Source organism: Xenorhabdus taiwanensis, assembly GCF_036512875.1.
GTDB classification, from domain to species: Bacteria; Pseudomonadota; Gammaproteobacteria; order Enterobacterales; family Enterobacteriaceae; genus Xenorhabdus; species Xenorhabdus taiwanensis.
In genome coordinates, this window is sequence record NZ_AP028978.1 from 3,482,066 (window position 1) to 3,508,768 (window position 26,703).

At 41.7% G+C, this 26,703-nt stretch carries 19 protein-coding genes, 1 pseudogene and 1 riboswitch; of the genes and pseudogenes, 6 read left to right on the forward strand and 14 right to left on the reverse strand.

The genetic code is table 11. From position 1 onward, the window contains the following. Positions 1–2: 2 nt before the first annotated feature. Together recB and ptrA are read right to left on the reverse strand one after the other, a co-directional pair. Positions 3–3,653 carry an exodeoxyribonuclease V subunit beta gene (recB, locus tag ACE1SE_RS16290; protein WP_374051755.1) on the reverse strand — a complete coding sequence of 1,217 codons (3,651 nt, stop codon included), beginning with the start codon at positions 3,651–3,653 and terminating at the stop codon, positions 3–5. Beyond that, the gene (ptrA, locus tag ACE1SE_RS16295) at positions 3,650–6,535 is read right to left on the reverse strand and encodes a pitrilysin (RefSeq protein ID WP_374051756.1); all 2,886 of its coding nucleotides are present in this window, start codon (positions 6,533–6,535) and stop codon (positions 3,650–3,652) included. Before ptrA ends, recB begins: the two co-directional genes overlap by 4 nt. 430 nt (positions 6,536–6,965) lie before the next feature. Between ptrA and ACE1SE_RS16300 the strand changes: the two genes are divergently transcribed. Beyond that, the gene (locus ACE1SE_RS16300; protein ID WP_374051757.1) at positions 6,966–7,760 is read left to right on the forward strand and encodes a hypothetical protein; all 795 of its coding nucleotides are present in this window, start codon (positions 6,966–6,968) and stop codon (positions 7,758–7,760) included. 116 nt (positions 7,761–7,876) lie between these two features. Here ACE1SE_RS16300 and ACE1SE_RS16305 read toward each other — a convergent pair whose 3' ends face one another. From ACE1SE_RS16305 to rppH, 11 genes are all read right to left on the reverse strand, one after another. Then, positions 7,877–8,725, reverse strand: a complete 849-nt coding sequence (locus tag ACE1SE_RS16305; protein WP_374051758.1) for a DUF4225 domain-containing protein — start codon at positions 8,723–8,725, stop codon at positions 7,877–7,879. 7 nt (positions 8,726–8,732) lie between these two features. Further along, positions 8,733–9,212 (reverse strand): Hcp family type VI secretion system effector, encoded by a 480-nt coding sequence (locus tag ACE1SE_RS16310; protein ID WP_374051759.1) that lies wholly within the window; start codon positions 9,210–9,212, stop codon positions 8,733–8,735. A gap of 400 nt (positions 9,213–9,612) precedes the next feature. Next, positions 9,613–10,309, reverse strand: a protein-coding gene (locus ACE1SE_RS16315) for an IS1 family transposase (protein WP_374051760.1) whose coding sequence is annotated in 2 segments (ribosomal slippage) — positions 9,613–10,057 and positions 10,056–10,309 — 699 coding nt in all. Because the reading frame shifts where the segments join, the coding sequence is not laid out codon by codon here. A gap of 96 nt (positions 10,310–10,405) precedes the next feature. After that, the gene (recC, locus tag ACE1SE_RS16320) at positions 10,406–13,825 is read right to left on the reverse strand and encodes an exodeoxyribonuclease V subunit gamma (RefSeq protein WP_374051761.1); all 3,420 of its coding nucleotides are present in this window, start codon (positions 13,823–13,825) and stop codon (positions 10,406–10,408) included. Then, positions 13,818–14,189: a prepilin-type N-terminal cleavage/methylation domain-containing protein gene (locus ACE1SE_RS16325; protein WP_374051762.1), complete on the reverse strand. Its 372-nt coding sequence runs from the start codon at positions 14,187–14,189 to the stop codon at positions 13,818–13,820. Before ACE1SE_RS16325 ends, recC begins: the two co-directional genes overlap by 8 nt. Continuing rightward, the gene (locus ACE1SE_RS16330) at positions 14,186–14,644 is read right to left on the reverse strand and encodes a YgdB family protein (RefSeq protein WP_374051763.1); all 459 of its coding nucleotides are present in this window, start codon (positions 14,642–14,644) and stop codon (positions 14,186–14,188) included. The genes ACE1SE_RS16325 and ACE1SE_RS16330 overlap by 4 nt, the downstream gene beginning before the upstream one ends. A 20-nt stretch (positions 14,645–14,664) precedes the next feature. Beyond that, the gene (locus ACE1SE_RS16335) at positions 14,665–15,276 is read right to left on the reverse strand and encodes a prepilin peptidase-dependent protein (protein WP_374051764.1); all 612 of its coding nucleotides are present in this window, start codon (positions 15,274–15,276) and stop codon (positions 14,665–14,667) included. Then, positions 15,273–15,779, reverse strand: coding sequence for a prepilin peptidase-dependent protein (locus tag ACE1SE_RS16340; RefSeq protein WP_374051765.1), 507 nt, complete (start codon positions 15,777–15,779; stop codon positions 15,273–15,275). The genes ACE1SE_RS16335 and ACE1SE_RS16340 overlap by 4 nt, the downstream gene beginning before the upstream one ends. 228 nt (positions 15,780–16,007) lie before the next feature. Continuing rightward, positions 16,008–16,802: a thymidylate synthase gene (gene thyA / locus ACE1SE_RS16345; RefSeq protein ID WP_374051766.1), complete on the reverse strand. Its 795-nt coding sequence runs from the start codon at positions 16,800–16,802 to the stop codon at positions 16,008–16,010. After that, on the reverse strand, positions 16,799–17,689 hold the full coding sequence (gene lgt, locus ACE1SE_RS16350) for a prolipoprotein diacylglyceryl transferase (RefSeq protein WP_374051767.1): 891 nt from the start codon (positions 17,687–17,689) through the stop codon (positions 16,799–16,801). Before lgt ends, thyA begins: the two co-directional genes overlap by 4 nt. Before the next feature lie 167 nt (positions 17,690–17,856). Then, positions 17,857–18,387: an RNA pyrophosphohydrolase gene (gene rppH / locus ACE1SE_RS16355; protein WP_374051768.1), complete on the reverse strand. Its 531-nt coding sequence runs from the start codon at positions 18,385–18,387 to the stop codon at positions 17,857–17,859. Between the two features lie 116 nt (positions 18,388–18,503). After that, positions 18,504–18,608: riboswitch (TPP riboswitch) on the forward strand. A 145-nt stretch (positions 18,609–18,753) separates the two neighbouring features. Here rppH and thiB point away from each other — a divergent pair. The 4 genes and pseudogenes from thiB to ACE1SE_RS16375 form a co-directional block, all read left to right on the forward strand. Then, positions 18,754–19,731 (forward strand): thiamine ABC transporter substrate binding subunit, encoded by a 978-nt coding sequence (gene thiB, locus ACE1SE_RS16360; protein ID WP_374053698.1) that lies wholly within the window; start codon positions 18,754–18,756, stop codon positions 19,729–19,731. Then, entirely contained in the window at positions 19,707–21,311 is a 1,605-nt protein-coding gene (thiP, locus tag ACE1SE_RS16365; protein ID WP_374051769.1) for a thiamine/thiamine pyrophosphate ABC transporter permease ThiP, read from the forward strand. The genes thiB and thiP overlap by 25 nt, the downstream gene beginning before the upstream one ends. Then, positions 21,304–22,002, forward strand: coding sequence for a thiamine ABC transporter ATP-binding protein ThiQ (thiQ, locus tag ACE1SE_RS16370; protein ID WP_374051770.1), 699 nt, complete (start codon positions 21,304–21,306; stop codon positions 22,000–22,002). The genes thiP and thiQ overlap by 8 nt, the downstream gene beginning before the upstream one ends. A 58-nt stretch (positions 22,003–22,060) precedes the next feature. Continuing rightward, a pseudogene (locus ACE1SE_RS16375) lies at positions 22,061–22,159 on the forward strand (BrnA antitoxin family protein); the annotation flags it as partial. Positions 22,160–22,195: 36 nt separating this feature from the next. Here the strand turns inward: ACE1SE_RS16375 and ACE1SE_RS16380 are convergent. Continuing rightward, complete coding sequence (locus ACE1SE_RS16380) at positions 22,196–23,902, reverse strand: ArnT family glycosyltransferase (protein WP_374051771.1); 1,707 nt, start codon at positions 23,900–23,902, stop codon at positions 22,196–22,198. 333 nt (positions 23,903–24,235) lie between these two features. Here ACE1SE_RS16380 and ACE1SE_RS16385 point away from each other — a divergent pair, with 333 nt between their 5' ends. Further along, positions 24,236–26,578 (forward strand): DNA polymerase II, encoded by a 2,343-nt coding sequence (locus tag ACE1SE_RS16385; protein ID WP_374053699.1) that lies wholly within the window; start codon positions 24,236–24,238, stop codon positions 26,576–26,578. The last annotated feature ends 125 nt before the right edge of the window (positions 26,579–26,703 follow it).

Sequence of the window (26,703 nt, forward strand, 5' to 3'; positions counted from 1 at the left end):
ATTCATCCGCTTTGTTCCTCACCAACAGCACTGAAAAGCGTATCCAATTCGTCAATAAACTCAAAGGGAGGCAAGTAGGAGTAAATACCATGCCCTGGATTATCCTTATCAATACCACGCAGAAACAGATAAATCACACCACCAAAATGGCGACGATAATCATAATGAGCTAACCGATGACGCAAATAACGGTGCACAGCTAAAGTGTAAAGCTGATACTGGAAATCGTAACGATGCTCTATCATGGCTCTTGCCATCGCTGCTTGCGTATATGACTGGCTGTTCTCACCTAACCAGTTTGATTTGTAATCCACGACGTAAAACTTATCTTGCCAGCAAAAAACCAAATCAATAAAACCTTTTAACATGCCCTTGACTTGATGAAAGGATAATGGAGCACATTGCGCAGACAGCGGATCATAACGACGGGTTATTGCATCCATTTCCCTTGCATGCAATAACTTATCCACTGGCAGGTAAAACTGCATTTCACTTTGCTGGAGATGACGAGGCACACTGACAAGTTTCATTCCCTGCCCGTTCAACTCTGCGCCCAGAATATCCTCTATCCACAGTTCCAATACCGGTGCCCAGTTTTCATCAAACTCTGACGCCGCCAATTTTTCCACCAACCATGCCTGATCCGGTGGATGACTGAAATCCAGCTCTTCTAAAATACTGTGCAGGAATGTGCCGGCAGACGCCCCACGTGGAAAAGTATGCGGTGTCATCTGTAAAGATTGTTCTCCCTGCTTTTCACCACAGGCATCAATGTCCAGCTTCGGAGAAATGGATTGCACTATCACATCAACGGATTCTCCAAATGTACCAGCATAAGCAGGAGAAGTAGCGTGAGAAGCGGAGTATCGTAACCCCGAATAACTCGTCACCCGCCAGTCATCCCGAACAGGACGTTGCAATTTTTTGGCTTCCAACGACAAAGTATTTTCATTTTGTGGGCACCATTGCAAGTCAGCGGTATCCCCCACTTGCCTTATCTCTATGCCGTTATCACAAAGCTCATTCAAGCTATTAACCAGTAATTTTGCATCACCTTTCTGTCCTTTTTGCAGTAAGTACCCAAGGGCAGATAAATGCAAATCAGTATCGCCTGTTTTTCCTCTATTTCCTTTAATAAGCGGGGCTACCCCGATGCTACAGTGATGAACCGAACGTGTTAATGCAACGTAGAGCAAGCGTAAATCCTCAGCCAAGCGTTCTTCATCAGCCAACGCCAAAGCTTCTTTCAACGCTTCATCATCATGGGAAATATTAAGATGAGCTTCAAAATTATGACGATCATGATAAACAGCCTGCTTCTGTTTCCTGTAACCACAAACAAAAGGCAGGCAAACCAGCGGATACTCCAACCCCTTAGATTTATGAATGGTACAGATCTGCACCAGATGTCGATCACTCTCCAGTCGCAGTTGCTGGTTTTCTGATTGCGGATTAGGGCGTGAAATCTGTTGTGCCAGCCAGCGGGCAACGGCATGTTCACTATCTAATTGCTGAGATTCCTCCTGCAACAGCTCACTAATATGCATAACATCGGTAAGCCGGCGTTCACCGTCATCCCCTGCCAGCAGGTTTTCTGCTATCCGGTATTTCACCATTATTGCCCGCAACATGGGTAATACGCCACGAGTACGCCATAAACGAGCATAGCCGTCAAATTCATCAACCAGACGATCCCATGCCCTTTCGTCATTATTCAACTGGTCAATTTGTTGTGCACTTAAGCCAAACAGACTACTGGCTAATGCACTTCGCAATTCGCGCGCTTTTTCCGGTGCCAATACTGCCTGTAACAACCACAGCAAATCTTTCGCTTCTGGGGTATCAAACACACTTTCTCGGTTGGAAAGATAAACCGATGGTATCTTCAGTGCGTTCAACTCTTTACGGATTAGCGCTGCTTCTCGGCGATCACGCACCAACACCGTAATATCTGCCGCCATCACCGGACGGCTTACTTCTGTTGGTTGATTTTTTGCCTGATATAAAAGCGCCTTTCCTTCTTGCCCTGCCTGCAACCAATCCCGTATTTGGGCAGCACATTGTCGAGCCATAGTTTGCTCATATTCTCCTTTGGAAACCCCCTCACCAGACTGTAACCAAAATCGTAAAGCAGCCTGATCCTCACCATATAAGGAAAATCTCAGCCCACGATTTTTCTCTGCGGCATTAACGTCAAGAAATGGGATTTGTGCAAACAAAAACGGGAATTCCGGGCGAGAAAACAGTTTATTGACAGACTGCACCATTGAGGCAGAAGAACGCCAGTTTGTTTCCAGCGTGTAATGAGCCTTAACGTGAGAACGAGCACGAATGTAGGTAAAAATATCTGCCCCACGAAACGCATAAATCGCTTGTTTTGGGTCGCCAATAAACAATAAGCCTGTTTCGTTTTCAGCCCGTTCATTTTCTGATTGATGGCAATATATGACCTGAAAAATGCGATATTGTTGTGGATCGGTATCCTGAAACTCGTCAATCATTGCGACGGGATAGCGCTGCCGAATGGTTGCTGCAAGCTGTTCTCCTCCTGCACGTTGCAGGGCACTGTCCAGACGGGTCAGCAAATCATCAAAACCCATATAACCACGGATCAGCTTCTCCTGATTAACCGCTTGGCGAACTTCAACAATCGCTTTGGCGAGGATGATATCTTTCAACGTCAATGGGTACTGATACAAACCATCAATTGTAACAAACAGCGCGTGCTGCGGAGCTTCCCCTTTTTTAGTCTTTTCTAATAAACGCGATTGACAAAATTTATCCAATTCTTTGGGCAACAGGTAATCTTCGGTTGGTGATTTAGCCCATTCAGAAACACTATTCAGCCAATTAGGTAAATTTTTTTTGCTGTAACTGCGCTTATCAACACCTGAATTAGTAATCAGTTCTTCTAACTCAGAAACAGTGGCATTCCACTGGTGTTTTATCGCCTCAATCTGCTCAATGATTTTCTGATGACGACTAAACAACGTTTCATCACTATCAGGGGCATTAAGGATATACGGCATATCTCCGTGTAAATAGCCCGAAATATCTTTTAATAATGCTTCCGGTCCACTCCATATCCGGCTGACTTCCGCAGCAATTGGCAATGGCAGGGGATAACAGTGACGGCGCCAAAAATCAGCACAGCCTTGTTTACGTAACTGGTTTTCATCCTGAATTAAGGTTTGATCAAACAGAACACCAGACTCAAACGCATTGTGTACTAACATGCGCTGGCAAAAGCCGTGGATGGTATAAATTGCCGCCTCATCCATCTGGCGTTCAGCGGCTAATAGCCAACTGGCCGCACTTTCCTTGTCAGGAATTTCATCCAGTAATTGCTGATAGATCGGATCGCTAACCGCTGTTTCTTCTCGTATACAAGCCAAACGGAGCTGGTGGATATTTTCACGGATACGTCCACGCAATTCATCTGTTGCTGCTTGCGTAAAAGTAACAACCAGAATCTCTTCGACATTCAGCGGACGGGAAAAGGCGGCAGAGCCACCTAATCCTAGTAACAACCGCAGATACAACAAGCCTATCGTATAAGTCTTTCCCGTTCCCGCAGAAGCTTCGATTAGCCGCTGACCATACAGCGGCAGTGTTAACGGGTTAAGCTTATGAGAGGGTATTTCTTTGCTCACTGAGCATTCACCTTAACCGGTAATTGTTTCTGGAAATCTGACACATAGTTGTAAGTTTGCCAGCCTTTCAGCTCTGCATATTGATGAGCTGTACCTTTTTTCCCGGTAATTTGGGAAACCAGCGCCAATCCCTGACGTTTAAGAACGGCTTTTTCATAAAACTCAATAACCTGTTCTTTAGTGACTTTCTCCATCGCGGCAATGGCTTTCTCACGCGTATCAAATTTGAAGTTGTTGCGCCCAAAATCCGCATCAAAGCCAGCCACTTCTGAATAGAAAGTCTGTGGTGGCTCACGCATTTCTGTCAGCAGTGATTTTTTATACTGTTCAAACTCAGCATCAGACATCGCTTTCAGCTTTTTATCAGCCTGTTGATAGAAGCTCTGGTAACGTCGATGCAGGTAATCCGGTTGTTTGCTGTTACTTTGCAGCAAGAAGCCCAATCCCCACTGTTTACCGATATTTTGGTTAAAAGCAAAAACCGCATAACCAAGCTGTTCTGTCGTCCTCAATTGATCATAGAACCACGGCGACAAAATGCTACTCAGCAAACTGGAATAAACCGCTCCTTGGATACGGTCATACCCTGTTGGAATAAAGATTTCTTCCAAAGCATTATCCGTGCTATTCGCCGTTCCAGTGAAGTTAACCGCATAATTACGATCAATAACAATGCTCTTGCCAGTCCACCATACCGTTCCCTGATTAGCGAGCTGCTTCTGTGCTGATTGAACGACATTAATACTCTGCTGTTCAGTGAAATTACCGAAGACCAAAGCCTGTAGTGCCGAATGTTGGATCATGCTCTGACGGTAGTTGACAATATCGCCAACAGTGATGGTATCCAGCACTTTTAATTTTTCTGTTTGCTCAAAGTAAGGCACACCAGAGAGGCGGGAAATGGGTTGCATCGCCATTTGAAAAGCTTTGCCATTATTGGCGACTTCCATTTTTTCCCGATACCACGATTTCGCCTGCTCCAGTTCTTCTTGAGTCGGTGTAAACGAAATATATTGATCAATTGCTGAAGTTAACAACTCTGGTAAGTACTGTGTATAACCATTGACACCGATTTTCAAACCATCAACATAACCTGTATAAACGCCCATTCCCCCAACCGATGCCTGATAACTCAATTGATCAAGTGCAAGTGCAGACAAATAGTTCAATAAGGTATCTGAAACCTGATCTTTGATATTTTTCAATCCATTTGGATTACGCATCTCCAGTGCAATACTGCCTTTAGGTTCATCCGCAAAATATTGGCTCGGCATATACAGCAAGCGAACATTTGGTTTTTCCAAAATTATTTTAGGGTGTTTTTGGCTACCCGAAGTTTTTACCAGGGATAAATCATCAGGAATATAAGGATTCAACTCAGGCAAAGAAAATAAGTCTCCTTGTTCAAGTTTTTTCCACTCCGCTAGCTGTCTTGGCGTAATTTTATTGACTTGATACGGAGCCTGCACAAAATAAGCTTCTTTATTATGTGGCTCTGTTGGGCTGATAAACCAGATACGCGCATTTTCCGGCGTTAACTCATCCAGACGACTAGCTATTGCTTTTGGATTGAACTCATCTGCAACATAACCCGCATCCAGCACATGGGATACAGGCAATACCAGCATGGCATCAGACAACCCTTCAATATAGTTCATATTGCGTACGATTGACGCATACTGGAAAGACAAATTCAGAACCTTAGCCATTTCATCGAAATAATTCTTATTAATCCCCTGTTGTTTTAGCAGGTTAATGTAAGAAAAGATGGCTGCGATAACTTGATCACGATGTTCAAGGCCCTTATCCGTTAGCGAAACATAAATATCAAACGTTCCTGAATTACCATCAGTTTTGGGATTTGCACTAGCGCCGATACTTTCGATTAATCCCTGCTTTTGCAACCAGTCAGACAAGGTATTTTGGCTGCGATTACCAAGCAAATACCCGACATAGGCGTCCGTCTTACTGCGAAAATCTGCACTGTTGTCAGCAATGCTAAACTCCAGTCGCAACGCTTTGTAAGGTTGTGCGGGCACATAATGGATAATGGTACCTTTTTCTTTATCTGTGATTGCCGGAACGGTAATGGCAGGCACCGAAGCATGTCGGTTCGGAATACGGCCAAAGGTTTCTGTCGCAATCTGAGCCAATTTGTCGATGGATTGATTGCCATACACAACCCCTTTCATCAAATTAGCGGAGTAATAGCGTTGGTAAAAATCAATCAGGGCTGTCTGTAATTTGCTGTCGGGTTTATCTTTGAGCGTCTCTAAATTTCCGCCAGCAAAGCGGGCATTAGGATGAGCTGGATTGATGGTCTCAGAACGGATTTGCCATATGCGATGTGCTTCACCCGCACGTGCAATAGTCATTTCATTATCAACGGCATGGCGTTCACGATCAGCATTAACTGGCTCCAGAAGAGGTTCAGTAAGTGCATCCGCAAAACGATCAACCGCTTCTGTTAAGGCATCATTTTCAACTTCCAGATAGAATGCAGTACGATTGGCGGTGGTACTGGCGTTACGGCTTCCACCATGTTTTTGCAAAAATTCAGCAAATCCTCCTGGTTGCGGATAACGCCTGGACCCCATCAACACCATGTGCTCAAGATAGTGAGCCAGACCAAGCTGATTATCTGGATTTTCCATATGACCAACCGGAAGAGATACGGCAGCCAATGATTTAATCGCTTTTTCATCAGAAACCAGCAGAACTGTCATGCCATTTTGCAATTTAATAGCTTTATATTGACGGGGATCGCGCTCGCTTTTGTGGATCGTATCTGGCAATGGCTGCCAAGGCGATTGTGCATATGCAGTAACCCCAAAAAATAGCAGAAAGAGCACCGTCATGATGCGGATAAGACATTTAGGCATAACCTAATATTCTCCCTAGTTATTTAAATAATGATCCATGGCGATAACTTAGCATTAATTTACTTCCTATTGATTTTTAATAATTTTTAGTTAAATACAAGGCGAATAAATCACTTTATTACCCCACGAATTACCCCATAAGTCATTGTACGAGCACTAAAATACGACAAAGCATATTAACAAAGTAGCGGCCGTCATAGCATCTTAAAAAGAGTAAATGTAGTCGAAAAGAGCTGATAGCATGGGGTAACAGATTACCTCACGGGGATAAAATGAGGTCAGTATGCTAATCAATGGATTTAATACGTGACCAAATCTTGTTTTTAAGCTCATCTAATGGTGATACTTGAGTAATTACTACTATTCATTCTATTATATTATGCTGAATCAAAAATAAATTACAATTTAATCTGATAAATTTGGGATAACTATGCGATTAACTCATGACAAAAAAATTAGGAAATCAATAATTAAACTGTTTACATTTACAGAGCAATTTACCCTACTCAAAAGCTTTACATTAGTAAAAAATGAAACTTCCGATGATTTTACTGCTTGGATAAAATGGTTAGCTTATGAAACTCTGGCATCTGTAAAAAGAGTTACTCTATTTTTTATTATAATCGCCATTACATTATATATGGTTCCCTCCAAAGCGCATTGGATCAATTACCTTTTCTTTATCTATTTAATTTCCTCCTTTTGGGCAATATTAAATCAAGCTAAAAACATCGGTTACAGTTATACCATAGGGATAAAACTGTTCTTTTTTGCTTTCACCAACAGAATATTTTTCGAACCTAGTTCAGAACATAACGCTAGTCAACCGATAAATAAAAAAAGAAAAAAAATCCACATCGAGAAAAACACTAAACTCAGAGGATTAATTATAAAAACATTCACATTTAAAGAACAATTAACTTTAATTAGATATTTCTCTTTTGAAAGAGAAACAACTGATGGGAATTTTCTTGCCTGGATAACAAAAAAGTCCGATGATTCTTTTTCATCATTAAGAGCAATGTTAATCTGTATGTTTATTGTTTTTATAGCAACCATAATACAACACCCTGATGCATTATATTATATTGTTATTGTTTTCTTGATCTTCATGTTACCTCTTAGCATTTTAACTTTTGTATTTTCAAACTATCGCCTCGCAGGTTGCAAACTCATCACCTGCATCAAATTATCTTATTTTCAAATCAAGATAAAAACACTTTAAATTATAGGCCATTTTTACAGTGGCCTATTTCAAAATTTCAATTATAATTCCTTAAATATCTATTTAAAAACCAATAATAACTCACATTCAAAATATAATTCACACAAAAAACTAGATCAATTTTCTTCATCTTTATTTATAATCAAATTAAATTTACGTATGGTATTTGCTCCTTGTAAAATTAACATGGGTTTATTCATTGTCTCCCATTTTCGCTTATAATCTTGTTTTATCGCCCTATATAATCTATTAGATGAGTTACCATCAATCCAACTATTAAGAATTCTTTTTGGAGCATTTATTCTTCTATATGCTCCGAAAGTTAAATATGAACTTACCCCAAAGTCAACAATATCATATGCGAACTCTCCCATTCCTTCATTAGCTCCCAAATTTACAAATGCATATTCAGTAATATCTTGTAAAGGATTTCCAAAGTCATACTTCCCATTAGTATATTCGTATACAATAGGAGAAATTGCTTCAATTGCATTACTTACTCCTGTAGCCATAGCAAGCATACCTATCCTTCTCATATTTAAATATGTACCTGCTGGACCTAAAGCCTTTCCAGTGTTAAAAACATAATATCCACCCACTGTTTGAACTACACCACCTAAAATCTTTCCTGTTGTTTTAGCATATTTTATTACTCCCGTGTCTTCAAAAATTTCTGTGAATTTATATTTTCCATAATCAAGCCTCCTAGCTTGTTGATATGCTTCTTCTTCACTTTCGTATTCATACTTAAGCTCTCTGACTAACTCTCTCTTCTTTTCTACATTAAATCCACTATTATTATAATCTCTTCTTATATCTTCAATTACATCGTTTATTTCTTTACGATATCTAGCTTTAACTCCAGGATCATCTAATATATATCGAGCGGCAAGATCAGTCGTTCTTCTCAGCTTAGCCTCATAAGTAATAAAGTCATCTAATGTATGTACAATATATTTAGGCATAATAATCTCAATATACTCGCTCTTCCCAAATGCTGTACGCACTGGTTCCTGCCATCACATGCTCCCAAGTTATCGATTCATATTTTATAGATACACTTTCCTGTGGCTGAACATCGTTATGAGTAACCGAATTTGGATAAAAACAATTTAATCGAACTAATGTAGCTCCTGTCAGTTTTACTTTATAATAAAGTTCCAATCCACCTTGCATTGATGTCCTATAGAAATGGAAAATACATGTCAACTTTTCATTTTTAGTTAAGGCTTGTGATAATAAAGGAGATGATTTATCAATTGGCTTTCTGATGTCAATAGGTTGATAATTGACATTTTGATCTCTTGACATATCAGATGAGAATTCATAAACTAGAATTTCATTTTCGTGTCCTTTTTGATATTTATTACAGATAGAGTCTATAGTAGAACATCCTTGTGATATCAATCCTTGATTATCACCTTTAACTTCTAAGTAAATAACGTTTGCCATTTCTAATATACTCTCCATTAGTAAACTAAAAAACATCTATTTCTTGTTAAAATAAATCACCTGCCAAATCTTCACATGAAGATCCAGCAATAAAAAAACAAAAAATATCACAATGAAATTGAATATATCATTGAATAAATAAAATTAAAAGAAAGAAAAGAACAAAAATACATCTTTAAAACATATGATAAAAATCATATAAATTATGAACCACACATTCAATCAATTGACTAACACAAAACAAAACAAAACAAAACAAAACAAAACAAAATATTAATTTCAAATAAAAACACAGATGAATTTATTATTAATTTCTGATAAGTTAGAATTATTCAGTTTTTTTAGGTTGAGAAATGATTATAAAAATACATAGGTCATGTATTCAATCCGTTGATTATGGTTAAATATAATATTTTCGCTCAATGAACGTACCAATGATGACTTTATCATGCATTATAGGAGACTTTGAGTAACCCAATGTTTTACGGTTCAATCGTTTAATGCGAATACGGAGAGTCAGGTTTTCACGCTCAATACGCTGTGTAAAGGTTTTTCCGATGAGGGGCTTATTTGTCGGTAACATGTTGTAAACACTGAAATTATCAGTGCACCAAAAAACGACATTAAATCGGGATAATTTTTTTAGTAGTTTCTTCAGTGTGTTCTTACTCCGATCACCGAAAACATGGGCAATAATGCGCTTCATTCGAGGCTCCCAAGCGTACCATAACTCACGTTGCTGCTTTTTATTCCCAACAAATGACCACATCTCGTCAACTTCACAGATGAGCTGAATTTCCAAATTATTCAGTGGTAGTGTAGTTACACCCCGTGGGTTGAGTTTTTAAAGCACGAACGACAGCATTAATGCTGATATGTAATACCCATGCGGTATCACGGATACCGGCATTATTCATGGCGAGATCAACGACTTGTTCTTTTATGCCTGTCTGCCATGCTTTATAGGCGTATTCAAGTTGGAAGGTTCGTTTACAGGATAAACAACGGTAACATTGATGGCCCGCATCGCCTTTACCGTGTTTTTTGACAAATTCAGTTCGTTGACAAAATCGACACTTGACTTCAATGGTTGCCATTTAATTTTCCCGAAAATATACAGTATCAAAATTAATCTAATTAATTGATATATATTGAAATTAAGTACAAATACGGTAACATCAGAACACCAAATCTCATTGATTGGAATAGCGTGCCATCGGCAATAAATAGCGTTGAGTTTCACGCTTCATTCGCTCCAGAAGTGATTGATCAGCTTGCCGGAAAGCCCGTTGTACGTAATGATCAGCGCTTTCTCCTTTTCTGTCATGTGTTCCCAGCCAGTGTTCCATTAATTTATTTTCAGCACCTTGTTGAGTCTCTTCGCGAAAATCTATTTCACAAGTTTCCTTATCAAAACAGTCAACCAGCCATGCCCAACCGCTTCGGCAAAACAAAGGGAGAGGTTCAGACATTCCTTGAAAATAGCCCTCTATCATCTGGTTCAAATAGTGTTTCGCGTCATCTTGTTTTAGCGGTAAGAAGCGATATTCTGACACCTTTTTATCTTCCTTCTCTTTTTTTCCCTTTTTACCTGTTCCATACATGCGGCTTTCACTAGTTCCACCTGAAAGACAATAGGCAAGATGTTCAATCCATAATTGGATACCATCATTGGCCGTTAAGTTCGCTGATCGCCAACGTAAAATTCCATCAGGCTGTACCTGATTAATTCTGCCAGCCAACACCACCGTGTCTAATGGCTCATACAGGTCAATGAAAGCAGAGGCTGCTCTCTCTTCACGCACTCTGGAGGCTAAAGGCTGCATGGATTCCAGTTGCTCCATCCAATAAACTTCACCAAAGGAACCATATGGCAATCCTCCCGACGCACGGAGATGGTGAAACAGCGATTCAGGTGATCCCTGTTCAATCAGGATGCTTAACAGTAGTTGGTTAAATTGGTAACGTTGCAGGTTATCCAGCACAAAAGGTTCTTCTTCAGGTAACTCCATCTCTTCAATGATAAAATGCACCTTCAGCCTTTGCTGAAAAAAAGCCCGGACAGGGTGTCGATAAAAGCGGATCAATTCATCTAATGCCACTTCTTTTATTTCACTGCGATCAAAAGCAATCGGCTGGCAGCAAAAATCAGTTGTTGAAACACCCTGTTGTGTCGCGGCTGGCAACCATTCTGTAGCATAACTTTGTAATTGATGGTCAGGTAAGAAATTTTCCGGCGCAAAAGGCACACGAGCATGCTGTGACAGCAGATGTTTTCTGACATTTTTGGCGCTGTCATCAACATTCAACATTTCATCGCCGGATAAGCAAAAACTCTGGCAAATATAATCCAGTAACTCGTTGACCAATACGGATGGATTGCACTCAGTATCATCTCGAATCGATTTGCCAATATAGCTAATATAAAGAAATTGCTCAGCCGAAATTAACGCTTCCAGAAAGAGATAGCGGTCATCGTCGCGCCGTTTCCTATCCCCTCGCTGGGTTTTTTCTGCCATCAGATCAAACCCAAGTGGCGGGATAGTACGTGGATAAACTCCATCATTCATTCCCAACAGGCAAACAACCTTAAAAGGAATAGAACGCATAGGCATCAGGGTGCAAAAATTGAGTGTTCCGGCAAGGAAACGCTGGCTGATCTTTTCATCATCAAAACGAAACGCCAGCTCATCGCGTAGCAGCACTAAAGGAATGCTTTCTTCGTAATGAGCATTCAGGCCAGCATCAATCACTTTTTGCCATTGCTGCGTGATAAGCGCCAGAACCAATTCAATTTCATCATCCACTTCGAAAAAAGTTTCCAGCAGTTGTGGACATATAACCAACCAATCCGTCAATCGCTGTTCTTCGCTCAGAATTTTACGCCAGCGATTCAGTGCCATTAAAAACTCGGCCAATTGCCCTGCCAGTTCGGCAGCAAGGCCACTGGATTCATCATAAGGCAAAACATCATTCCACGGTCCGGCATGGCTATCCATCGCATAACCCAAGAGCATACGTGTCAGGCCAAAGCGCCAGGTATTCTGCCCCGTAGCGGGCAACGATAATGCTTCAATATTGTCATCATCCAATCCCCAGCAAATTCCCGATTCTTTTACCCAACGCCGCAATAAACGCAATCCTTCTTCCTGAATCGAGAATTTGTTAGCTAAAGCAGGGACTTCCAATAATGCCAACACCTGTTCTGCCGTAAACCGACTCTGCGGCAAATCTAGCAAGGTAATAAATGCCTGCAAGACAGGATGCGCCTGACTAACTTTACGGTCAGAGATGGCAAAGGGGATATAACGATCATCAGGTGCATTACCAAAAACAGCCTGAATATAAGGGGCATAATTATCGATATCTGCCATCATCACAATGATGTCCCTTGGTGTCAGTGAAGGATCATCATCCAATAAATGCAGAATTTGATCCTGCAATACTTCGACTTCCCTCTGCGGGCTATGGCATGAATGAAAAGTCAGTGAGCGATCAGCACCATTAAATGAACGCTTTTTCAGACTATTGTTGAAGGAATTTTCGGTAGAACCAATCTGGGCATGATCTTCAAGATTAAGAATATCTCGCTGGGTTTGGTGCAAGATAGAATCAGGTTCTAATTCAACAAAGGCATGAATATCAGAGTCTGGCTCCAATTGTGACAGCAGGTAGAGGTGATCCCTTCCCAATTTTCCCCAAGATGCCAGCAATGGGTTATTCAGATCCTGCTCCCCTTCGGCATTAAAGAGTGATGGCGCCTCTTCGGGGTTCTTAAATCTTTCCAGCAATTGTTCGCTTTTATAATGTCTTGGTTTACGGCTAGTTAACTTGGCCAGAAAAGCGTAACTCTGAATATCTCCCCAATAATATTGGCATGGGTTAGTGAACATAAGATGAATATCAATATGTTTACCCAATGCCTTCAATACTTGCAGGTAAGCAGGTGGCAATACAGATACGCCACAGATAAAAATGCGCGGAGGAAGATCCTTCAATGGAAAATTCCCTTCTTCCAGCGCTGAGATAAATCGTTGGTATAAATTGGCACGGTGCCACAAAGGTTGTTGTAACTGACGGGTATAGGCTGTCAGTTCAAACCATAGCCTTTTCTGCCATAACTGGTTACCGTTACTGCCCAAACTATCAATTAATTGACCATTTTCCCAGCTTTCTAACCATTGAGGGCGATAAACCAGATATTGGTCAAACAGATCGGCAATTCGGCCAGCTAATTGATGAATTTTGCGTTTATCAATATCCTGATCAAGATAATGCCTGAGCGCTGAAAATTCCGGCTCCATCAACAAATCTGGCAGTAAGGTCATTAATTTCCACTTCATGGCATCCTTACTGAAAGCACTGTCTTTGGGAACATCAAGCAACACTTTGGTAAACATCTGCCAGATAAACGTTGCAGGCAGTGGGAACTCCATATTCGCAGCAATACCCAATTTTTCTGCCAACTGAATCTGCAACCACTGTGACATCCCTGGGCTTTGAACCAAAATCACTTCTTTGCCAAATGGGTCAGAAAGGGGATCTTCTCCGATCAATATCGCCATCAACTCCTTGAGAATATCGAGTTGATTTGAATGATAAACTTTAAACATCAATGCTCCCACTTGCACAAAACCAGCGTTCCAATTTACTGGATTTATTGTAATGTACTGTCAGCTTAATCGTTACCTGATAGCACCCCCAGGAACGAAATTCTCGCTGAACCTCCATTTTCCAGCCCCGCTGTATAGCTGCCTCTTCTTCTGTTTTCTGCAAATCAACCTGACCTGACAAACGTTCATACTGTTCCAACTGATTATGGACATATCGTACTGCCTTAAGCTGCCCCCAATATTGTTGGAAATTAGCTGACAGTGCTTGATGGTAACGCATTAAACCCAATAAAGAGATCGCAAATACGGCAGATGCAATCATGACTTCCGGTAAACTCATCCCCTCTTGTCGTCCGGTTTTCATAAACAAAACTCAGCTTGAACAACAGGGCAAAAATCCAACCAACCGCTTTCAATAGGAATCAGTTCAACAGGAATAAGTGTATCTTGATTTAAAGGTTTCATCTGTTTCATCCATTGATAAAGTTCAAGCTTTTCTCCTGATGCAAATTGAGCAACACCTTTTAATAAAAAAAGAGTGTCCGAATAGTGTCTGAGGCAACTTTTCAAATGAAATTCCGCTTGTTGCAGACAAAACCAAGTCCCTGTTTCTTGCTGATTGATCGGCCATGATTGCGACTTTCCCCATATCAATGATGATTCAGCTCGCCAAAAAGCCTGCAAATAATTTTGTTCATCCATCATCATAAGCATCGCATTTTTCTGTTGGTAATGGAGCGCTTTCAACATCATCAAACTCAGCGCCAATAGCATCATTATCGATATCAGCAGAATATTTCCCCGTTGCTTATCTGCCATCTGTTTTTTCCCCGATACCTTTATTTCCCGATATTACGCAACCGAATTGTGGCTTGATGGCGGTACACTATTGCTGGGGATTTCAACCAATGGGCATCAATAGACAAAGTGACAAAAATCACTCCGCTTTTTACTTGTGATTTTTCAAGATGAAAGGCATCAATAACAATCTCTTTTGGATCAAATAACCTTTCCCAACCACTTTCCTGACAATCTTCCACTCCTCTCCCCCACTCAAGAGCTCGGTTATTTAAGCGATAACCAAAAAATTCAGATTCAATGTGACCTGGTTTTTCCCATTGATTATTTAAATTGAGATCAAAAGCAACAATAAAACAGGAGTTGGTAGTTTCTGTATTTTTATTATTAATTATCAATGGCTCACCTTCGCACTGTTCTCTATCCCGACAATAACCTGCCCGCCGAATATCTTTTTCCATTAAATAAGCCGTTCTGTTCACCAAATAATGCAATCTATATTTACGATAAAGATCGAGAATTTGGCCTGATAAAACCGGATATGTTTTTGTCATGGCAACAAAAATCACGCTACTGATTAACAGAGCTACCATTATTTCCAATAAAGAGAATCCTGCCTGTTTTTGCTTGCAACAGAAGATAGTCAGAATCATGGAGTTTTTATTCCCTCACAATTAGGAAACGGGCTAATTTTATTGCTGCATGTCCTGATTCGCCCACGTCCAGAAACGATGACATTAATTTCACCTGCTGGGCTTGCCAGCGTGAAACTGGCTGGCATTGCTGTATTTCTGATCCCGTAAAAATCAATGCGATCAGTCGTAGAAAATGACAAAAATACATCTTCGTGAGGAGAATAAATTCGTTCTCCATCACCTTCATCACAAGCAACGATTTTGGTGACAGACGATATTAAACACCAAGGCTGTCCTATCACTAACCATAAGGTACGATCCTGATTTAAATAATTTGCTAAAGCCTGCTGCCTTTCCATAAAAGACAACACATTATGCACAGCGGATTGCAAACGCAGGCGGCTTTGATATTTCCCCCAATGATACAATCCCCAGGACAAGCTAATCGAAATGATGAGCATCGCTATCATTAATTCTAATAAGGTAAATCCATTTTGATTGTTAATGTGTTTATATTCCATTGTTTTCTGACGTCTATATTCAGCTTAATTTTGCTCAAGAGGAATATCTACCATTAGAAACTCAATGAACAGTGCCACGATTTAATTATGCGAAGAGCTTTGAAGGGAAAATTGTTATTTTATTTCGTTACATTTTAATTGCGTGGTAGCTCATAAAATTAAGAAGATGAGCAATTGACAGGAGCAAATGAGTTTTCCATCCTCAAATTTGAGGATGGAAAAAGAGGATTAAATTGCAACGGGTGCTTTAATACCAGGATGCGGATCGTAATTCACAATTTCAAAGTCTTCGAATCGATAATCAAACAATGAGTCTGGCTTACGCTTAATCACTAACTTAGGTAACGCGCGTGGTTCACGGCTTAATTGCAGTTTGGTCTGTTCCAAATGGTTGCTGTAAAGGTGAGTATCGCCACCAGTCCAAACAAAATCACCGACTTCAAGATTGCATTGTTGAGCCATCATGTGCACCAACAGGGCATAACTGGCGATATTGAATGGCAACCCTAAGAACACGTCACAAGAGCGCTGATAAAGCTGGCAGGAAAGTTTGCCATCCGCTACATAGAACTGGAAAAAAGCGTGGCATGGCGCCAAGGCCATTTTATCCAACTCCCCGACATTCCATGCAGAAACGATGATCCGACGTGAATCAGGATCACTTTTCAACTGCTCAATAACCTGGGTTAGTTGATCGATTTGACGACCATCCGCCGAGCCCCAGGCACGCCATTGTTTACCATAAACAGGCCCTAAATCGCCATTTTCGTCAGCCCATTCATCCCAGATAGACACGCCATTATCATGCAGGTATTTGGTATTGGTATCGCCATTCAAGAACCAAAGCAATTCATGGATAATGGAACGAATATGGCAACGCTTGGTTGTTACCAACGGAAAACCTTCTTGCAAATTGAAACGCATCTGATGACCAAAGATAGAGAGTGTTCCCGTTCCCGTGCGGTCATCTTTTGCCGTGCCTTCTTCCAGCACTTTTTTCATTAAATTCAGATACTGTTTCATTTTGCCTCTTGTACCTTGTTATTGCGGGTTTTGTTGCCAGGATATTTATACGCCCATATCATCATAAATATTCCAAATAAAATCATTGGGATAGAAAGGATTTGCCCCATACTTATCCCTTCAAACAGCCCAAGCTGGGCGTCAGGCTGGCGGAAAAATTCGACTATTATGCGAAATGCACCGTAACCAATCAGGAATAAACCTGAAACACTCCCCATCGGGCGCGATTTACGGATAAATAAATTGAGGATGATAAATAATACGATGCCTTCAAGCACCATCTCATATAGCTGTGATGGATGGCGGGGCAGGACACCATATTTTTCCAGAATAGGCCATAACGAAGGATTGGCGGTGGCTATTGCAATATCTTCACTGCGAGAGCCTGGGAATAACATCGCCCACGGCGTATCAAGCGTAACACGCCCCCACAATTCTCCATTGATAAAGTTACCAATACGCCCCATTCCCAAACCAAAGGGAACCAATGGAGCAACAAAATCGGAGACTTGCAAGAAGTGGCGTTTGGTGCGGCGCGCAAACCACCACATGGCGCAGATAACCCCTACCAGTCCACCATGGAAGGACATTCCTCCATCCCAAACTTTAAACAGATAAAGCGGGTTATCAAGGAACATCGGAAGATTATAGAACAGGACATAACCAAGACGCCCACCGACGAAAACCCCGACAAACCCTGCATACAGTAGGTTCTCAACTTCAGTTTTATCCCAGCCACTGTTCGGCTTTGCCGCACGGCGATTTGCCAGCCACATGGCAAAAACAAAACCAACCAGATACATAAAACCGTACCAGTGGAGGGATACAGGCCCGATTGAAAATATGACTGGGTCAATATTAGGAAATGCCAGATAGCTAGTGCTCATCGTTCCCCACTAAAAAATAATGTTGTGTGAATGAATGATCTTGTGAGAGTAAATTATATGACTTGAATGGCTTAAGACAAATAATCGCAGATAATAACACAGGCAAGTGATTTGCTCCCACCACTTATATCCCCGCCCGTACTGGCGGGGATTTACGGCGGATTTTGCTAACTTTTTCTACGACGATGTAAATAAGGTGAATGGAATAATGAAACCGGCTCCTGTGTTGACATCACAATAGAAGAGAATTCTTTCATCACGCGGCGATATACATCGCGTTTAAAAGAAACAACCTGCCGGACAGGATACCAATAACTCACCCAGCGCCAACCATCAAACTCCGGTGTCTTACTGCGCTGCACATTAATATCCGCTTCATTGCACAATAACTGCAATAAAAACCAACGTTGCTTTTGCCCGATACAAACAGGCTTTGTATCCCAACGCACCAAACGCTTGGGTAATTTGTAACGCAACCAACTCCGGGTTGAGGCGAGAACCCGTACATCTTTGCGATTTAAACCAACTTCTTCGAACAACTCGCGATACATCGCTTGTTCTGGTGATTCCCCTGGATTGATACCCCCTTGAGGAAACTGCCAGGAATGCTGCCCATAACGGCGAGCCCACAGAACTTGCCCTTGGCGATTACAAATTACAATTCCTACATTCGGGCGGTAGCCATCATCATCGATCACCAGACTACCTCTCGATATAACAAATTTAAAAAGATAGCTAATTGTTTCACACTCATCTCAAGCGGTAAACCTCTATGATTAGACTTTGCAGACGTAGCCGAAGTCTCTACAATACCGCTATCTCAACGGGGTGCGGCTGTCGCAAAACAGTACTGCTGAGAACAAACCCGTCGAACCTGAACCGGTTAGTACCGTCGTAGGGATTTGAGACGCTACTCATTGATATAATAGATGTCATTTTTATTTAGCACCTTCTCAGATCCTTTGCTATCTGCTAATAACAAACATTAAGTAATTGATGTATATAACTATTGATATATGCAACTATAGGAGAGCAAAGTGTTTACGAAATTATTTTCCAGCTTTATTGCTATCAGCCTGCTGTCTCTTTCTGCCAGTGTCTTTGCTCAGACAAAACCTATCCTGACAGTTTATACTTATGATTCATTTGCCTCTGAATGGGGACCAGGGCCTGCCATCAAAAAAGCCTTTGAAGCAGAATGTGGCTGTGAACTGAAATTTGTTGCGTTGGAAGATGGTGTATCTTTACTGAACCGTTTGAGGATGGAAGGCAGAAAAACCCCCGCAGATATTATACTGGGGTTAGATAACAACCTGATTCAAGCCGCTCAGCAAACAGGGTTATTCACACCAAGTCACGTTGATACTTCAAAACTGAAATTGCCCATCACATGGCACAACACGACGTTTATTCCTTACGATTACGGTTATTTTGCCTTTATTTACAACAAAAATACCCTGCCTCATCCCCCCAAAAGTATGGATGAATTAATCAATAGCCACCAGAATTGGAAGATTATTTACCAAGATCCACGCACCAGCACGCCAGGATTAGGGCTACTGCTCTGGATGCAGGAACTCTATGGCGACAAAGCTGCTCAGGAGTGGCAGAAAGTTGCCAAAAAGACACTCACCGTCACTAAAGGCTGGAGTGAAGCTTATGGTCTGTTTCTGAAAGGTGAAGGTGATATGGTGTTGAGCTATACCACGTCACCTGGCTATCACATTATGTCAGAGAAAAAAGATAACTACGCCGCCGCTATCTTCAAGGAAGGGCATTATTTGCAGATTGAAGTGGCCGCTCAAGTGGCCTCAAGTAAACAGCCAGAACTGGCGCAAAAGTTTATGAATTTCATGCTCTCTCCGGCATTTCAGCAAGTCATTCCAACAACCCAATGGATGTATCCCGTCATTGATATCCCTTTGCCCGACGTTTTCAAACAACTTCCCATTCCTGAGAAATCGCTGCAATTCAACGCAGATGATGTGGCAAAACACCGTACAAAATGGATCCGTACATGGCAAAGCGCTGTCAGCCGTTAATCGCGGGTTGGTTATTGCCGGGGGTTATTGCCTCCGGCCTGTTAATTATGATTGCCCTGTCAGCATTCGGGACGCTGTGGTTCAATGCGCCTGAAAGCCATTGGCAGGTGTTCTTGCATGACAGTTATCTCTGGCATGTCATTCGATTCACCTTCTGGCAGGCATTTTTGTCTGCCGTCTTATCGGTAATACCCGCTATTTTTCTGGCGCGAGCACTTTACCGTCGCCATTTTCCAGGAAAGACACTATTTCTGCGCTTATGCGCCATGACCTTAATTCTCCCTGTTTTGGTGGCTCTGTTTGGTATTCTCACCGTTTATGGTCAGACCGGCTGGGTGGCTAATATTTCCCAATGGATAGGCGTTGAATATCGTTTTACACCTTATGGTTTACAAGGGATTTTGCTGGCGCATATTTTCTTTAATATGCCAATGGCAACACGGTTATTGCTGCAATCTCTGGAGAATATTGCTATTGAGCAGCGCCAACTTGCCGCCCAGCTCGGTATGAGTGAATGGCAACATTTCCGTTTTATTGAGTGGCCTTATCTGCGCCGCCAAATTTTACCGACAGGCGCACTGATTTTTATGTTGTGCTTTGCCAGTTTCGCGACGGTTCTTGCTCTTGGCGGTGGCCCAGCCGCAACGACCATTGAACTTGCTATTTATCAGGCTCTCAGCTACGACTACGATCTTGGTCATGCCGCCCTGCTTGCCTTAATACAACTTTTTTGTTGTCTCGGTTTGGTACTCCTTAGCCAAAAACTTAAAGGCGCACTTTCCGTTGGTTATGGACATCAACAACAATGGCGTAATCCACAGGATTCATGGTTGCAAAAATTATCTGATGGTTTACTGATTGGCATCGCGTTACTGCTATTAGTTCCCCCGTTATTGGCAGTCATCGTTGATGGCCTGAACCGTGATATTTTTAATGTTTTAAGCCAGGCAGCTTTATGGCAAGCCCTTATAACCTCCATTATCATTGCACTGGGCGCAGGTTTACTGTGTATTATTTTCACCATGATGTTGCTATGGAGCAGCCGCGAATTACGCTTACGCCATTTCTCTCGATGGGGACAAGCAATGGAAACCAGCGGATTGTTGATCCTTGCTATGCCGGGGATCGTCCTTGCCACCGGTTTTTTTCTCCTGCTAAACACAACCATTGGTATACCTCAATCACCTTACGGATTGATTATCCTGACCAACGCATTGATGGCGATCCCCTACGCACTCAAAGTATTGGAAAATCCAATGCGTGATCTGGCAGAGCGTTATAATCCCCTATGCTACTCCCTCAATATTCAGGGAATGCACCGCCTGTATTGGATCGAGCTTAAGGCATTAAAAACTCCATTGGCACAGGCGTTGGCTTTCGCCTGTGTATTGTCCATTGGCGATTTTGGTGTGATCGCCTTATTTGGCAATGAAGATTTCCGCACTTTGCCTTATTACCTTTCCCAACAAATTGGGGCATATCGCAGTCAGGATGGCGCCGTGACCGCATTTCTGCTGCTCCTGCTGTGTTTTGTTTTATTCACTGTGATTGAACGCTTACCGAGCCGACGCCATGATTAAACTTGAAAATGTCATTTATACTTATGAACACTTTGCCATGCATTTTAATGTGAGCGTAAAAGCCGGAGAGCGCATTGCCATCCTCGGCCCAAGCGGGGCCGGTAAAAGTACATTGTTAAGTTTAATCGCGGGGTTTCAGTTTCCAGAACATGGTACTATCTGGCTGGATGGCGAAAATCATACAAACACTTCACCTTCCAGACGGCCGGTTTCGATGTTGTTTCAGGAAAATAACCTGTTTTCCCATTTAACCATTGAGCAAAATATTGGTTTGGGATTGCATCCGGGATTACGGTTAAGTGCTGAACACAAAAAAACGCTGCAACAGATTGCCTCTCAGGTGTCACTGGAGGAGTGTTTATCGCGCCTGCCCGCTCAACTTTCTGGCGGACAACGCCAGCGGGCAGCATTGGCACGTTGTTTAGTCCGTCATCAACCGATTTTATTGCTGGATGAACCCTTTTCGGCACTTGATCCGGCTTTACGCAATGAAATGCTGGAATTACTGGATCAAATATGCAGTGAACGACAAATGACGTTATTGATGGTGTCCCATAATCTTGATGATGCAGCCAAAATCGCGCCACGTTCTTTGCTGATTGTGGATGGCAAAATTTATTACGATGGGGTGACGGAGAAATTGGTGAGGGGCGAAGCTGCTGAGGCGGTGGTTTTGGGGATAACCACTTAAATAGAGCTTGTTATGATGTTGGGAAATCGCCATTTCCGATTAAACGTGACTTCTCTATGATGTGTTGGTTTGGCTTAAACAACCAGGAAAAGGTTATCAAACGAAGCTTAATGCTATCTTACGTGAAGCAATGATACGTGATTTACATCGAAAATAATTTCTATACTGCCCGCAATAGCGGGCTTTTTTATACTTAACGTATGATACCTTCTGTATCACCCAACCCTACTTTCTTATAAACAACTAAATTCTCACGATCGCGATTTGGCCTATGTCCATGCCAAAATAGCGCCATCCCTTCGGGGGCGGGTTCTATCTCTTCGGATAATACAATTAACCAATCACATTTTTCGGGCGTTTCAAATTTACGCTGTTGTTGATGCAAAACACGGGCAAAGTAATAGAGCATTGGCGCTTCCGATTCCCCAATATAATACGATGCCATACAATCATTATCTTTATACACTCCCGCCAGCTTCTGTTTTAGGTCAAGAAATGCCTCTTTATACCCCTTAGTGTAATCAATCCAGCCAACAAATAATGTAAATACTAATCCCCAAACTGTAGCAATACCTAAAACCCAATTTTGGGCAGCGCGCAAGTCCGGTGATTTAGAAAGAAGCCAACTTTTAGCTATCCATACCGCAGTGATCAAGGCTGCAGCAGTAACAATAAATCCCGAAAAATGCATTTGATAACTCATTGGTAACCATCGGCTAAATGGAATTAACCAATGCTTATAATCCGTGGAAAGCGACAAAAAATAACAAGCCCATAAAAATATAATCAGGGCAGACCAAAATAGGGAAGAGAATAGGGTTAAATATTTATAGATTATTTGCGGTATTTTAATAAAAACCCCTGTAGCCAGGATCGCCATGGGTGCAATAAAAGGCAGTAAATATAATGCACGTCCAGAGGCAGATATTTGTAATAGAACAACCCCTAAGACAACAAATGCTGCACACAGGAAATAATGTTTATCTGACAGAATCTTGATTGGGTTTGTCAATATAAAGATAAAAGCCAATATTCCTGACGGTAAGGCAAATAATAGCACGGCCTCTGGGATCATGGTCAAATTTCCCCTTGCCCCAAGATCTTCAACAGAAAAACCTAAAAAGCGCCCGATATTGTTATCCCAAAACCAGATTTTAAATAAATCAGGATGTTCAATAAATAACATGACCGGCCACGGCAGGATTAAAACCAGTGCAATGATCCCTGACAATAAAGCATTTAGCCAATATTGTTTGGTTCGGCAATGTTTAAGGCAAACGGGAGCCAGAACAAGGCAAATCCATAATAATCCCGGAATAAATACCCCTTTTGATAAGAGAGTTACAACTGTACCAATGATTAACCATAAACAGGAGTAACCTGTTTTTTCGTTTTTGATCAATCCCAATAAGCCATATAATCCGAGAGTTGTTCCGGTTATTAGTGAGGTATCAGTGAACATATCGTGGCTGTGACGCACTAAACCAGGTGCACTGGCATACAAAGCAAAAGCTATCCATATTCGACTGTCGGTAAAGTTTTTGACATCAAACACGCGACGCGCCAACAAAATAAAAAAGGAAAAATTGATCACTGAAAAGAATAAAGAGGCGGTTCTGGCTGCATCGTGCATCGGAAGCCAATGGGATAACAAATGAATAAATGAAGTCGCTGTCCAATAATACAAGGGAGGCTTTTCCATAAAAGGTTGCCCTGCATTCATGGTTACTAACCAATTCCCTGTTTCATACATGGTATGAATAATGCCAAAACTGTAATTTTCATCTTGTTTCCAAGGTGTATGTCCATAAACGCCAGGCAACAAATACAGCAGAGTAAAAGCAATAAATAATAGTAAGGCTTTGATATCTGTTTGTGTCAATTTATTGGGATTATTCATCAATATTTACCAGATTCAATTAATGTTTCATTTTCTCAGTAAAAAATCGAAAGAATATTACCCAATTAATAATAACAACAAAAGTGACTGACATACGAAAAAACAATTGATCTTTCTGATAATTTTAAAATGTTAATATTTCCCTGGTAAAAATTTCTTTATTATAAATAATATTTTTATATCCTTATTAATTAATCAAATAATAAATTCTCCTAACTATAGAAAATAATCCAACACAAAGCACTGTATAAATAACCATAACCAATGCTATGATTGAAATGATCCCTAAAACACTAAATATGGTTGGTTTCTCATAAGAGAAAGATTATGCAGATAAATCACGTTGAACAAGGCTTTATCCTGACTCGTCACTGGAAAGATACTCCATTGGGTATCGAGTTAGTGTATTGGCTGGCGACGGAAGCGGGTGCACGCCGCATTACTATTCCTCGTCAAAAAGCGGTTGCCTTTGTGCCTCAATATGATCTGCCTAAAGCAAAACTTTTACTCGCACCAGAGCGGCACTGCGAATTAAAGGCATTGCCATTAAAAGATTTCAATCGCCAGCCTGTTGCGGCGCTGTATTGCCCGCATTACCACCAATTGCAACATCTGGAGAAAATTTTCAAAGAACAAAATATTCCCCTCTATGAAGCTGATATCCGCCCACCCGACAGGTTTATGATGGAGCGCTTTATCACTGCTCCCATTTGGTTCAGCCAGAAACCCGACGGCAGTTATCAAATGAAACCTAATCCCACCTATCGGCCAAATTTGCAATGGGTGTCACTGGATATCGAAACCAGCCAACATGGAGAGCTGTATTCCATTAGCTTAGCCGGATGCGGCGAGAAAACCGTATTTATGTTAGGGCCAGCAAAGGGTAATCAGCAGGCCCTCGATTTCAAATTAGAGTATGTTGCCAGTCGTCCGATGATGCTGGAAAAACTCAATGAATGGCTGGCACATTATGATCCTGATGCCATTATTGGCTGGAATCTGGTTCAGTTTGATTTGAAAGTGTTACAGCAACATGCTGAACGCTATAACGTGCCGTTAAAATTCGGGCGTAATCAGGCTTTGCTTGAATGGCGAGAACATGGTTTCAAGCCAGGGCATTTTTTCGCCTCAGCAGAAGGCCGTTTGATTATTGACGGCATTGATGCACTGAAAACCGCAACCTGGAATTTTCCTTCTTTCAGTCTTGAATATGTAGCACAACAACTTCTGGGGGAAGGAAAAGCCGTCGATAATCCTTATGATCGCATGGATGAGATCAACCGCCGTTTTCAGCAAGATAAGCCTGCCCTCGCTCACTATAATTTGCAGGATTGTATTCTGGTTAACCGTATCTTTGAGAAGACCGATTTGATGGTCTTCTTATTGGAACGCGCCACGGTAACAGGATTGGCGGTGGATCGCAGCGGCGGATCTGTGGCGGCATTCACGCACCTTTATTTGCCCAAAATGCACCGTATTGGCTATGTTGCGCCCGTCCTGCCAACGTATTTCGATGATAACAGTCCAGGCGGTTTTGTGATGGATTCATTTCCAGGGTTATACGATTCAGTGTTGGTACTGGATTACAAGAGCCTCTATCCATCGATCATTCGCACGTTTTTGATTGATCCGGTCGGCATGGTTGAAGGCCTTGCCAATCCTGACAGTGAACACGCCGTCCCCGGCTTTCGTCAGGCATTTTTTTCCCGTACACAACATTGCCTGCCGGATATCGTCACACAAATCTGGCATGAACGCGACAAGGCCAAACAGCAACAGAATGCGCCCCTTTCCCAAGCCCTGAAAATTATTATGAATGCCTTTTATGGTGTACTCGGTGCCTCCGGTTGTCATTTTTTTGATCCTCGCCTGACTTCATCAATTACGATGCGTGGCCATGAAATCATGCACCAAACCCGCGAGCTTATCGAATCACAGGGCTATCAGGTCATTTATGGCGATACGGATTCAACGTTTGTCTGGCTAAAACGCCCACATTCAGAAGAGGAAGCCTGTCAAATCGGGCTCTCTTTAGCGCAATTTGTTAACCAATGGTGGCGAGACCATCTTAAAACTGAATTTAATCTTGCAAGTACGCTGGAGCTGGAATTTGAGACACATTATCGGCGTTTCCTGATGCCAACGGTACGCGGAACGGAGCAAGGCAGTAAAAAACGTTATGCCGGATTAAGCGGTGATAAGGTAATTTTCAAAGGGCTGGAAACGGTAAGGACGGACTGGACACCACTGGCACAAATATTCCAGAAGGAGCTGTATACCCTGATTTTTCATCAACAACCGCATCAGCATTATATTCGTGAGTATATTGCTAAAACGCTAGCAGGTGAATTTGATGACCGTCTGGTTTATCGTAAACGGTTACGCCGTAAATTGTCTGATTACCAGCGCAATGTCCCTCCCCATGTTCGGGCAGCACGTTTGGCGGATGAATATAATCAACGGCACAATCGTCCTTTACAGTACCAAAATGGGGGCTGGATCAGCTACATCATCACTCAGGCCGGCCCTGAACCATTGGAGAACCAAACTTCTGTCCCCGATTACGAACACTATATCAATAAGCAATTAAAACCGATTGCTGACGCCATTTTGCCATTTATTCAAGATGATTTTATGCCCCTGTTGACAGGGCAAATGAACATGTCTTTCGAATAATGGATATTTTTGCAGGTGACGACTTGCCCCGCTTCAATTAACATATCGCACCTCTAATGGGCTACTGTACTTTTGCGACCCCTTTATCGAAAAATGGGCATTGTAGAGTGCAATTGAAAACTATC

Excerpts from the sequence above, each read along its gene's own strand:
- ptrA (WP_374051756.1), bottom strand. The coding sequence starts at position 6,535 with ATGCCTAAATGTCTTATCCGCATCATGACGGTGCTCTTTCTGCTATTT.
- ACE1SE_RS16300 (WP_374051757.1), top strand. The coding sequence starts at position 6,966 with ATGCGATTAACTCATGACAAAAAAATTAGGAAATCAATAATTAAACTG.
- ACE1SE_RS16305 (WP_374051758.1), bottom strand. The coding sequence starts at position 8,725 with ATGCCTAAATATATTGTACATACATTAGATGACTTTATTACTTATGAG.
- ACE1SE_RS16310 (WP_374051759.1), bottom strand. The coding sequence starts at position 9,212 with ATGGCAAACGTTATTTACTTAGAAGTTAAAGGTGATAATCAAGGATTG.
- recC (WP_374051761.1), bottom strand. The coding sequence starts at position 13,825 with ATGTTTAAAGTTTATCATTCAAATCAACTCGATATTCTCAAGGAGTTG.
- ACE1SE_RS16325 (WP_374051762.1), bottom strand. The coding sequence starts at position 14,189 with ATGAAAACCGGACGACAAGAGGGGATGAGTTTACCGGAAGTCATGATT.
- ACE1SE_RS16330 (WP_374051763.1), bottom strand. The coding sequence starts at position 14,644 with ATGGCAGATAAGCAACGGGGAAATATTCTGCTGATATCGATAATGATG.
- ACE1SE_RS16335 (WP_374051764.1), bottom strand. The coding sequence starts at position 15,276 with ATGATTCTGACTATCTTCTGTTGCAAGCAAAAACAGGCAGGATTCTCT.
- ACE1SE_RS16340 (WP_374051765.1), bottom strand. The coding sequence starts at position 15,779 with ATGGAATATAAACACATTAACAATCAAAATGGATTTACCTTATTAGAA.
- thyA (WP_374051766.1), bottom strand. The coding sequence starts at position 16,802 with ATGAAACAGTATCTGAATTTAATGAAAAAAGTGCTGGAAGAAGGCACG.
- lgt (WP_374051767.1), bottom strand. The coding sequence starts at position 17,689 with ATGAGCACTAGCTATCTGGCATTTCCTAATATTGACCCAGTCATATTT.
- thiP (WP_374051769.1), top strand. The coding sequence starts at position 19,707 with ATGGCAAAGCGCTGTCAGCCGTTAATCGCGGGTTGGTTATTGCCGGGG.
- thiQ (WP_374051770.1), top strand. The coding sequence starts at position 21,304 with ATGATTAAACTTGAAAATGTCATTTATACTTATGAACACTTTGCCATG.
- ACE1SE_RS16380 (WP_374051771.1), bottom strand. The coding sequence starts at position 23,902 with ATGAATAATCCCAATAAATTGACACAAACAGATATCAAAGCCTTACTA.